General features: G+C 69.2%; 8 protein-coding genes. 3 read left to right on the forward strand and 5 right to left on the reverse strand.

All coding sequences use genetic code 11. The annotated features are described in order from the left end of the window. Positions 1 to 845: carbohydrate ABC transporter permease (locus FB561_RS37625; protein ID WP_238335352.1), on the reverse strand; the 845-nt coding region annotated here is incomplete at its 3' end. A gap of 266 nt (positions 846 to 1111) precedes the next feature. Here FB561_RS37625 and FB561_RS37630 point away from each other — a divergent pair. Next, positions 1112 to 2365 (forward strand): IS110 family RNA-guided transposase, encoded by a 1254-nt coding sequence (locus tag FB561_RS37630; protein WP_145801888.1) that lies wholly within the window; start codon positions 1112 to 1114, stop codon positions 2363 to 2365. A gap of 11 nt (positions 2366 to 2376) precedes the next feature. Here the strand turns inward: FB561_RS37630 and FB561_RS37635 are convergent, their stop codons facing one another. The 3 genes from FB561_RS37635 to FB561_RS37645 all read right to left on the reverse strand — a co-directional run bounded on the left by FB561_RS37635 (position 2377) and on the right by FB561_RS37645 (position 5983). Next, on the reverse strand, positions 2377 to 3390 hold the full coding sequence (locus FB561_RS37635; protein ID WP_170284976.1) for an ABC transporter permease: 1014 nt from the start codon (positions 3388 to 3390) through the stop codon (positions 2377 to 2379). A gap of 11 nt (positions 3391 to 3401) precedes the next feature. Beyond that, positions 3402 to 5057 carry a type 2 periplasmic-binding domain-containing protein gene (locus FB561_RS37640; RefSeq protein ID WP_145814892.1) on the reverse strand — a complete coding sequence of 552 codons (1656 nt, stop codon included), beginning with the start codon at positions 5055 to 5057 and terminating at the stop codon, positions 3402 to 3404. Positions 5058 to 5239: 182 nt separating this feature from the next. Next, positions 5240 to 5983 carry a GAF and ANTAR domain-containing protein gene (locus FB561_RS37645; protein ID WP_145814893.1) on the reverse strand — a complete coding sequence of 248 codons (744 nt, stop codon included), beginning with the start codon at positions 5981 to 5983 and terminating at the stop codon, positions 5240 to 5242. Positions 5984 to 6137: 154 nt separating this feature from the next. On the opposite strand from FB561_RS37645, the gene FB561_RS37650 reads away from it, so the two are divergent. Then, entirely contained in the window at positions 6138 to 6320 is a 183-nt protein-coding gene (locus tag FB561_RS37650) for a hypothetical protein (protein WP_145814894.1), read from the forward strand. A gap of 236 nt (positions 6321 to 6556) precedes the next feature. Continuing rightward, positions 6557 to 7381, forward strand: a complete 825-nt coding sequence (locus FB561_RS37655) for a hypothetical protein (RefSeq protein WP_145814895.1) — start codon at positions 6557 to 6559, stop codon at positions 7379 to 7381. Here FB561_RS37655 and FB561_RS37660 read toward each other — a convergent pair. Beyond that, positions 7378 to 8384, reverse strand: a 1007-nt coding sequence (locus FB561_RS37660) for a zinc-dependent alcohol dehydrogenase family protein (protein ID WP_337692342.1), incomplete at its 5' end; no start/stop codon positions are given. The genes FB561_RS37655 and FB561_RS37660 overlap by 4 nt on opposite strands.

An 8384-nucleotide genomic window follows, 5' to 3' on the forward strand; every position in this document is an offset into this window, starting at 1 on the left:
GGATAGACCATCGCGATCGGGACCAGGGCCACCACCACGACCGCCATCTGCAGCGACTGGGGCTGCGGCAACGGTTCGACGCCGAGCTGGTCGGCCGACAGCGACTTGCCCTGCAGGACGTACGTGCGCAGGATCACCTGGACCGGCCACTTCGCGGTGTCGTTGAGGTAGAGCAGCGCGTTGAAGAAGGCGTTCCAGAAGCCGACCGCGTAGAACAGCCCGACCACCGCGATCACCGCCTTCGACAGCGGCATCACGATCCGGCGCAGGATGGTGAAGTCGCTCGCGCCGTCGATCCGGGCGCTCTCCAGCAACTCCTGCGGCACGTTCATGAAGAAGGTGCGCAGGACGACGAAGTTGAACGCCCCCAACGCGCCAGGCAGGATCAGCGACCACAGGCTGTCGATCAGCCCGAGCTGCTTGACCACGAGGAACATCGGGATGATGCCCGGCGCGAACAGCAGCGTGAACAACACCATCAGCAGCACCGGCCGGCCGAACAGCACCGGCCGCGAGGTGGCGTACGCGAGCGCGATCGTGGTCGCCAGCGCGATCGCGGTCCCGACGACGGTGACGAAGACGCTGACCATGATCGCCCGGCCCATCAGCCCGCCGCTGAACAACGTCTGGTACGCCTTCAGCGTCGGGTGCGACGGCCAGAGCACGTACCCGCCCGCGTCGATGATGTCCTGGTCGCTGGCCAGCGACGTCGACACCACCACCATGATCGGCACCACGATCGCCAGCGCGAAGCCGCCGAGCACGAGCGCCTTCACGGTCTGGTACGCCGGGGCCGGTCGTTCCTTCCAGATCGGGCGCTGGGCCCGGGCCGCGAGCAGGCTCACTGGTGCACCATCCTTTGGTCAGTAACTGTGGATTGGTTGCTGATGCACCCGAGGTGCCGTCTGGTCACTGCCCTGCTCGCTTGACGTCTTGGACGTCCGTCATGAGATCTGCAGGGCCTGGCGGTTACCCGGGGCGTGCCGACCGTCGACAGGGCTGAGCGCCAGGGCTGTGTGCTGCGAGCGCCGATCAGTGAGCGAACCGGCAGCAGCGTCCCGGCACCACATAAGGGTGCCTCCCCACTGGGTCTAGCAGCGAGGAGGCTGACGTGAAGTCTGCCAGAAACACCCTGCCCGAAGAACCTCTCAACGCCGTCACAGCCGGCCTGGACTGGGCCCGCGACGACCACGCCGTATCGGTCGTCAACGCCCGCGGCCAAGAAGTCGACCGGTGCACCGTCGAACACACCGCCGCCGGCCTGCGCGACCTGATCGCCGTGCTGGGACGCAACGGTGTCGGCGAGGTCGCGATCGAACGACCCGACGGCCCGGTCGTCGATGCCCTTCTGCAAGCCGGTGTCACAGTGGTCGTGATCAGCCCGAACCAGGTCAAGAACCTCAGGAGCCGCTACGGATCGGCCGGCAACAAAGACGACCGATTCGACGCCTACGTCCTGGCCGACACCCTGCGCACCGATCGGGCCCGGCTCGCACCGCTCACCCCGGACAGCCCCGAAACCGTCGTACTGCGCCGCGCCTGCCGGACCCGCAAAGACCTCGTCGCTCACCGGGTCGCGGTCGCGAACCAGCTCCGCGCCCACCTGCGGAACGCTTTCCCCGGGGCAGTCGGGTTGTTCGCCGAGATCGATTCTCCGATCAGCCTGCAGTTCCTGACCCGCTTCGACACCCAAGACCGCGCCGACTGGCTCTCGCCGAAACGCCTCGGCGCCTGGCTGGCATCGGTCGGCTACTCCGGCAAGAAAGACCCTGCCGCGCTGCACACCTACCTGCTCGCCGCACCCCGCGGTGCGACCGGCCACGACGCCACCTTGAACGCCCAGATCACCCACGCCCTGGTCGCACTGCTCACCACGCTGGTCGACCAGATCAAAACCCTCACCGGCCAGATCAGCGACCAGCTCACCACGCACACCGATCAGCACATCTTCACCAGCCTGCCCCGCTCCGGCCGCGTCCGCGCCGCCCGGCTCCTGGCCGAGATCGGCGACTGCCGCGCCCGCTTCCCCACCCCCGAAGCCCTCGCCTGCCTGGCCGGAGCCGCACCCTCGACCCGGCAATCGGGCAAACTCCGCACGGTCAGCTTCCGCTGGGCCTGCGACAAACAACTCCGCGACGCCGTCACCGACTTCGCCGGCGACTCCCGACGAGCCAACCCCTGGGCAGCCGACCTCTACGACCGAGCCCGATCCCGAGGCCACGACCACCCCCACGCCGTCCGCATCCTCGCCCGCGCCTGGCTGTTCGTCATCTGGCACTGCTGGCAAAACAACACCGCCTACAACCCCACCAAACACAACGCTCTGCAACACATCCTCAACCCCACCCAGCAGGAGGCGGGTTGACACAGGGCTTCTCATGACTGTCCCTTCTTCTGGAAGATGCCCGGCTCGCCCAGCCGGTGCGCGATCGAGTTGGCGCCCCACAGCAGCAGCGCGCTGATCACGCCCTTGGCCAGCCCGGCCGCGGCGCCGCTGCTCCAGTCGCCACCGATCACACCGGCGTAGTACGTGAAGGTGTCCAGCACCTCCGCGGCCCCGGCGCCGACCGAGTCGCGTTGCAGGATGAACTGCTCGAAGCCGACGCTCAGCACGTCGCCGATCCGCAGGATCAGCAGCAGCACGATGACGGTGCGCAGGGACGGCAGCGTGATGTGCCAAAGCCGGCGCCACCGGCCCGCGCCGTCCGCGGCCGCCGCCTCGTACAGCGCGACGTCCACGCTGGCGAGCGCGGCGAGGAAGATGATCATCGCCCAGCCCGCGTCCTTCCAGACCAGCTGCGCGACGACCAGCAGCGGGAACGTGTCCGGGTTCGTCATGAACGGGATCGGGTCCAGCCCGGCCTGCCGGAGCAGGTTGTTGACGAACCCGGCGCCGCCGAGCGACTGCTGGAACAACGCGATCACCAGCACCCAGGACAGGAAGTGCGGCAGGTACGCGATGGTCTGGAACCAGCGCCGGAGCCGGTTGCTCACCAGCGAGTCCACGATCAGCGCGAGCGCCAGCGGAACCGGGAAGAACAGCACCAGCTGGGCCAGCGCGAGGATCAGCGTGTTCCGCAACGCGTCCCAGAAATCCGGGTTGGCGTAGAGGTTCACGAAGTTCTGCACGCCGTTCCACTCGCTGTGCATCACCCCGAGGAACGGCTGGAAGTCCTGGAAGGCGACCACGTTGCCGACCACCGGCACGTAGAAGAACACCAGCAGGAACAGCACACCCGGGATCATCAGCAGCACCATCTGCCAGTCCCGCCGCCAGCGCACCGAGAACGGCAACTGGCTCTTCTGCTTCCGGACCCGCCTGGCCCGGCCGCCCGGAGCGGTGGCGGCCGGTTCGGCGGTGGTGGGCCGGTCGGTGACGAGGGTTCCCATCGGCGCCGCCCTCAGTTCGGCGTGACCGGCACGCTCGCCGGCAGCACCGACTCGAACTCGCCACGCATCTTGTCACCGCCGCCGCTCTTCCACCGGCTCAGCGCGTCGTCGTACGCGGACAACTGTTGCCGGCCGGTGACGATGTCGATGATGGTGTCGCGGAACTGCTCGGTCAGCTTCGGCCCGACCTTGCTGCTGGTGTCGGAGTACGTGCCCGCGGTCGGGTTGCGCATCGCGTACTTCAGCAGTTCCTGCTCGGTGGCGTGGATCTTGCGGGTGTCGTCCGGGAACGCCGGGTTGAAGATCACGCTCTCGGGCGCCGTCATGATCTGCAGTGCGCTGACCAGGCCGGGTGCCTGCTGGTTGCCGGCCTGGGTGAGGACCGGGTTCTTCTGCCCGTCCAGCCGGTACTGCTGCCCCTCGGTGCCGAAGTTCTTCTGCAGGAACTCCTTGGTCCCGAACGGCGCGGACAGGTAGTCGACCAGCGCGAGCAGTTCGCGGATCCGGCCCTCGTCGGTCTTCTTGAACGGGGTGAACCCGACGGTGCCGTAGCCCATGTCGTACACCGGCTTGGCCTTGCCGTCGTGGCCGAACGGGATCAGCGTGTCGACGAACAACGACGGGTCGAGCGCCCGGAAGTCGGCCGTCGCCCGCGGTCCCACCGTGACCTGGGCGGCGATCTGGCCGTTCACGGTCTTCGGGGTCGCGTCGGCCAGGTTGAGGTCGGGGTAGAACACCTTCGCGGCCCACAGCTTCGCGGCGTACTCGACGGCGGCCTTGTAGTTGTCGGTCTCGTACAGGTGGGTCAGCGAGCGGTCGGCGTTGACCCGCCAGCCGTTCGGGGCGCCGAACCACTCGCCGAACATGTGCAGCATGTTGATCAGCGCGGGCTCGAGCGCGTAGTTGGTGCCGCGGGTCAGCTCCTTGCACTTGCCGAAGAACTCCTCGGCGCTGGTGCACTGCAGGCCGCCGACCTTGGCCCAGGTCTTCGGGTTGCCCATCATCACCTGGCCGAACGGCGTGGACGGGATCGGGGCGCCCCAGATCTTGCCGTTCACGATCGCGGTCCGCCACGAGGCCGGCTTCAGCGCGGCGAGGTTCGGGTATTCCAGCACCGCGTCCCCGGACAGGTACTTGGTCAGGTCCTGGAACTTCGCCTCCAGCATCGGCCCGACGTTCGGGATGCCCTGGTTCGGCGGCAGCCACATCAGGTCCGGCAGCGAGTCACTGGCCAGCAGGGTGGCGAACTTCTCCGGGTACCCGGGGTCGGTGCCGATGGTGAGCCGCAGCTCGGCGCCCAGCGACTGGTTCAGCGCCTGCCACATCGCGTTGCTCCCCATCGGCGGCGGCGGGGTCGCGAACGTCTCGGTCAGCGCGGACACCGAGTTCTTCAGTGGCGGCGCCTTGACGCTCGCGATAGCGTTCTCGGGGAACTTCAGGAAGCCCGGCTCGAGTCCGGTCTCGGCGCCGGGCAGGTCCGGCCGCAGCCCGGCGAACGGCTTGTACGTCGGCAGCGCGACCTCGCTCGACGCCTTTGCGCCACCCGCCGACGAACCGCCGTCACCGCAGGAGGTGAGTACCGGGCCGAAGACCGCCGCGCCCACCGCGGCCCCGCTCAACCCGAGGAAGCGCCGTCGGCCGAACCGGCTGCTCGTGGATCCCGACATGTCCGTCTCCTGTCGCCTGGTGAGTGTTCATGATCTGTTTCTGCATGAACCACTCAAAAACGTGCACTTAAACGTTAACCGGGACCGTAAACCCCGGCGCCTTGAAGCGCAAGGCGTCACGACGCAGAAGATGGCGGTGAGGTGAACGAAGGGCCGAGAGGGCTACTCACGGCCGCGGCTGCCTACTTGCGGGCGCCGGCCTCGGCGTCGCGGATGAGCTCGGCGGCGACGTCGCGGAGCTTGCGGTTGGACTGGCGGCTGAACCGGACCAGGGTGCTGAAGGCCGGGTTGGTGCCGATCGAGTAGCGCTCCATCAGCAGCCCGACGGCCTGGCCGATCAGGTCCCGGGTCTCGATCGCGGCCAGCAGGTTCTCCTCCCGCTGGGCCCCGGCGTACGCGATCGCCGCATGGGCCGCGAGCAACCGGCCGACGTCGACCGACTCGTCGGTGAACGCGCCCGGCTCGGCCCCGTACAGGTTGAGGGCGCACAGGGTGTCCTCGTCGACGATCATCGGGAACGCCAGCATGCTCAGCGCGCCCGCCTCGACGGCCCGGGGAGTGAACCGGCGCCAGCGTTCCTCGAGCCGCAGGTCGTCGACCCGGATCACCTTGCGCTCGGTCAGCGCGTCCAGGCAAGGACCTTCGCGTACCTCGGACATGATCGCGTCGACCCGCGCCGGCAACGGACCCGACGCGGCCTTGTGCTGCACGCGACCACGGCCGGCCACCTCGGTGACGGACCCCTCCCACGCCCCCGGGACCAGGTCGATCGCGGCCTGCACGGCCTCGCGCAGAACCTCGCCCGGATCCTCGGCCTCGTGCAGGCTGCGGGCCATCTCGGACAGCTTGTGGGCAAGGGCATCCGGGCCCGCTGGTTCGTCGCGATCCGGCGGCTCGAGCCCCTCGGTACTGCGTTCGTCGTCCACGCGTCTGACCCCTGCAACATTTTCCACCAGGCCCCGGTCCCGGTCCACCCGAAACGCGCCGCGTCAAGGGGCTTGATCCACGCCGCGATCCGGGTCATAGTGAACGAGCCTCAGACAGTTCGGGCGCCGGTTCTTCCGACCTGCCGAGGCCTCCATGCGCGAACTCGATTCCAGCAGCGTTCACCGGTTGATCGACGTGCTGAGCACCATCGACCACGAGCTGCGCGCCATCCGTACCGGCACGGACACCGAAGAGCGGATCACTCTGATCCGGAGCAAACAGGCGGTCCTGCGCGAGCTGCGCCGCCGCAAGCACCGGCCACCGTCCGTCGTCTGACGGATCCCACGAACTGATTGCGGGCCCGTCCTCCCATTTCAACTGGGGGGGCCAGGGGAGCGGGCCCGCAATCACCTTCTCCGGTTAGCGATGCGGTAACAACCGCATCGCTGCCGCTTGCCCGGCCCGCCCCCACCGGCGCACCGTGGAAGTGGGCGGAGGGGGAAGCCATGGAGGGACAGCCGGCCAGGATCGAAGGGCGACTCGACCCGGCGGTCCCACGTGAACCCAGACCGGTGCGATGGTTGCTCGCACTCCCCAGACTGCTCGAGCTGATCGTCCTCGGCCTGGCCTTCGTCGCGCTCAGCGTGGTCGGGTTCGTGGCCGGGCTGTTTCGCCGCAGGACAAGGGATCCGGCCCTTCGCCGGCCGCGCCGGTGGACGGGCCGGCGGATCTTCCGCGTCGTCGTCGGCGGCGTGCTGATCGTGGCCGGGCTGGCCCTGGTCCCGGCCGGCGCGGTCGGTCTGTGGCTCGATCAGACCGGACGCGACGAGAGCGGATTCGTCGGGACCAGCCTCAAACGCTTCAGCAGTGCCGGGTACGCGATCAGCACCGAGCCCGGCGCGCTGCGGTTCGACGGTCCGCCCTGGCTGGTGAACCGGCTGGTCGGTGAGATCCGGGTGACCGGTGTCGGCGCGACCGCGACGCCTTTGTTCCTGGGGATCGCGAGCACTCGCGACCAGGCCGTGTACCTGGCACCGGTCGAGCACACCATCGTCCACCGGCTCGATCGGAACACCCCGGAACCGGTCTCCGGCGAACGCGTCGGCCAGGTGCCGCCGGAACTGCCGGGCACCCGCTGGATCTGGGTCGCGCAGGCGGCCGGGACCGGCGTGCAAACGATTGATTGGGCGCCTCGGCCCGGGAACTGGTCGGTGGTGGTGCTGAATGCCGACGGCAGCCGCGCCGTCCAGGCCGACCTCGCCGTCGCCGCGACGGTCCCGTGGCTCGACGATCTCGCGGTCTCGCTGATGGGACTCGGAGCCCTTTGCCTGCTGGCCGGAACGCTGCTCATCTCGCTCACCACGCGCGCCGTCCGCCGGCAGGTCGCGACAGGCTAGGGCACCATCACCGTCGAGCCGGGGACGCGGCTGTGCGCGATGTCGGCGAGTGCCTTGTCCACCTGGCCGAAGGACACAACTGTCGTGTGGGCGGTGATGCCGAGCCGTGCCGCGAGCCGCAGCCACTCCTCGCCGTCGCGCCGGGTGTTCGAGGTGACGCTGCGCAGATCGCGTTCGTGGAAGAGGTGGCTTTCGTACGTCAGAGCCGGAACGTCGGAAAGGTGGATCCCGGCGACGGCGAGAGTTCCACCGGGCTTGAGGGCTTGCAGGGCGACCGGGACCAGGTCGCCGGCCGGTGCGAACAGGATCGCCGAGTCCAGCGGTACCGGCGGTTCGTCGCGGGCGTCCCCCGCGTACGTCGCGCCGAGTTCGCGGGCGAGGGCCTGGTTCTGCGCACCGCGGGTCAGGACGAACAACTCCGCGCCCTGGGCCAGCGCGAGCTGCGCGGTGAGATGCGCGCTGGACCCGAATCCGTAGATGCCGAGGCGGCCACCCGGTGGGAGTTCGGCGCGCAGCAGTGATCGGTACCCGATGATCCCGGCGCAGAGCAACGGCGCCAGCTCCTCGGCCGGCCGATCGGCGGGCAGCGGGTACCCGTAGTCCTGCGCGACCACCGCGTACTCCGCGAAGCCGCCGTCCGCGTCCCAGCCGGTGTACCGCGAGCGCGGGCACAGGTTCTCCCGGCCCGACCGGCAGAACTCGCAGTACCCACAGGTGCCGCGCAGCCAGGCGATCCCGACCCGCTCACCGACAGCGAACCGATCGGCCCCTCTCCCGGAGTCCACCACCTCGCCGACCACCTGATGCCCGGGGACCACCTCGGCCCGGCGCGGGACCAGGTCCCCCTCGGCCAGGTGGAGGTCGGTGCGGCAGAGCGCGCAGGCGAGGACGCGGACCAGTACCTCGCCGGGGCCGGGCTCCGGGACCGTGCGCGTCACCTGTCGCAACGGGCCGTCATCGATCGGCGCCGGTCGCTCCACCACCCAGGCCCGCATCCGCTCAC

Origin of the sequence: Kribbella amoyensis (assembly GCF_007828865.1) — a bacterium.
Lineage (GTDB): Bacteria > Actinomycetota > Actinomycetes > Propionibacteriales > Kribbellaceae > Kribbella > Kribbella amoyensis.

Bases quoted from the DNA above. Each gene is read 5' to 3' on its own strand.
- FB561_RS37635 (WP_170284976.1), bottom strand. From the start codon at position 3,390: ATGGGAACCCTCGTCACCGACCGGCCCACCACCGCCGAACCGGCCGCC.
- FB561_RS37640 (WP_145814892.1), bottom strand. From the start codon at position 5,057: ATGTCGGGATCCACGAGCAGCCGGTTCGGCCGACGGCGCTTCCTCGGG.
- FB561_RS37650 (WP_145814894.1), top strand. From the start codon at position 6,138: ATGCGCGAACTCGATTCCAGCAGCGTTCACCGGTTGATCGACGTGCTG.